The sequence below is a fragment of the Verrucomicrobium sp. BvORR106 genome (genome assembly GCF_000739655.1).
Lineage (GTDB): Bacteria > Verrucomicrobiota > Verrucomicrobiia > Verrucomicrobiales > Verrucomicrobiaceae > Verrucomicrobium.
Map to the genome: position 1 here is coordinate 1 of NZ_BATR01000023.1, position 1,636 is coordinate 1,636.

General features: G+C 58.3%; 2 protein-coding genes. Both read right to left on the minus strand.

What is annotated here, in order from left to right; genetic code table 11:
* Positions 1-231 precede the first annotated feature (231 nt).
* Complete coding sequence (locus BV106_RS04310; protein WP_038161015.1) at positions 232-771, minus strand: hypothetical protein; 540 nt, start codon at positions 769-771, stop codon at positions 232-234.
* Between the two features lie 39 nt (positions 772-810).
* A partial coding sequence (gene lepB / locus BV106_RS04315) for a signal peptidase I (RefSeq protein WP_265595323.1) occupies positions 811-1,636 on the minus strand: 826 nt, incomplete at its 5' end.

A 1,636-nucleotide genomic window follows, 5' to 3' on the forward strand; every position in this document is an offset into this window, starting at 1 on the left:
AATACGCACCGCAGGGTTGTGCGCCCTCAAGGAGCGGCGGTTTGTGTTTGCACAACCGCCGGTCGTGGCTGGAGGAGAAGCGTCTCCCATCTAACGAGCGGCGGTGGGGCGACATACGTCGATCGGATTTTGGCCGCAATAGCTCCGCTTCCCATCGGCGGTTGTGCAAGCACAAACCGCCGCTCCTTGTTGGACGGGTGAACCTTGCGTACCCGTAGGAGACGAGCCGCGTCAGCGTTCCTGCGACTTGGCTGCTTCGTCTTCCCCTTCCTCCTTGTCGTCCTCTTCGCCCCAGTGTGCGGGGTTCTGATCATTGATCCGGATGGGTCCCAAGTGCAGACCATAGACGACCATGAGTTTCCGTTTTGGGTTTCGGATGAACAGCATGTAGCCGGTGTCATTGGGTTCCTCGAACTCCTCCTTGCCGCCCAACTGGTCCAGAAACCAGTTCAGCTTGCGGGAGCGTTGGCGATCCGTGCGGTTGAACTGGTCGGTCAGGTAGTTGGTAAAACGCACGCGCCCGTTCCAGATGCCCACGTCAATGCGGGTTTCAGAGTTGCTGGCGACAAGAACACGCTGACTGGTGCGCGATTCGTCCTCGGGTTCTTCAACCGAGACCGGACTCCATTGCTCCAACAAGCGCCGCGCTTCGTCCTCGGTGGCGTAGAGCGGAATGATAGGAACATTCGGTTTGAACGGCCGGGGTTTGAGGATGATCACGCCCAAAGCGATCAGAGCGCAAAGAGTGAGGATGGAGATGACGATTTTCATGGCGTGCAGCGAGGAAACGACGCAGTCCGGACACCGATCTTAATTCGGGTTGGAAGGGGCGCTGTCCGCAGGATTCTTTATCCGGCCAAATCGACTGAAGGGATAATAGATCCCTGTAACCTTCCCGAAAAGGGCCTCTGCGGGCACGTTGCCCCAGTAGCGGCTGTCGGCGGCGCGTTCACTGTTGTCGCCTAGTACGAAATACTCGTTCTGGCCCACCACAAAGTCTGAGGTGGCTGGCCGAGAGTCAAAAGGGTATGACTTCGGAATGGTATAGTGCACAGACGGGATGCCATCTTGGGCTCCCAGTTCCCGCCCGTCCGCATAAACCTTGCCGTCTTCGATCTTGAGACGTTCTCCTGGCAGACCGACAAGCCGCATGGTGTAGTACACCTCTGCCCCTGATGGGCGGGTCCCACGACCGAAGATTGAGGGGATCTGGCTGGTTGCAAAGACGATTAGATCCCCTCGCCGAGGTTTGGCAATCCGGTAGGCAAGCCGATCGACAACCACATGGTCAGACGTCCCGCTTCCCATGCCTCCTTTCAACGCCGGCTCCATGGAGCCAGTGGGGATCTTGAAGGACTTGCCCACCAATGTCACAAGAGACAGGGACCATCCGCCGACCAAGAAAAGTCCGACAAATAATGCCCAACGGGTTACAGACATGCGACCCGGTCGGAAGCTGTCGACCCACATCCAGACAGTCATGGGCAGGATGGTGACCAAGGCAGCTACGCCGAGCGCCAGGGGCACTGCATCCGTCGCGAAAAGCCAGACGACGACAAACGAATAGATGTGGATGGCAACAAGCCACGAGAATCCGCGTTTGAACTGACCAGCGCGCATCAGCCCGAACCCGGGC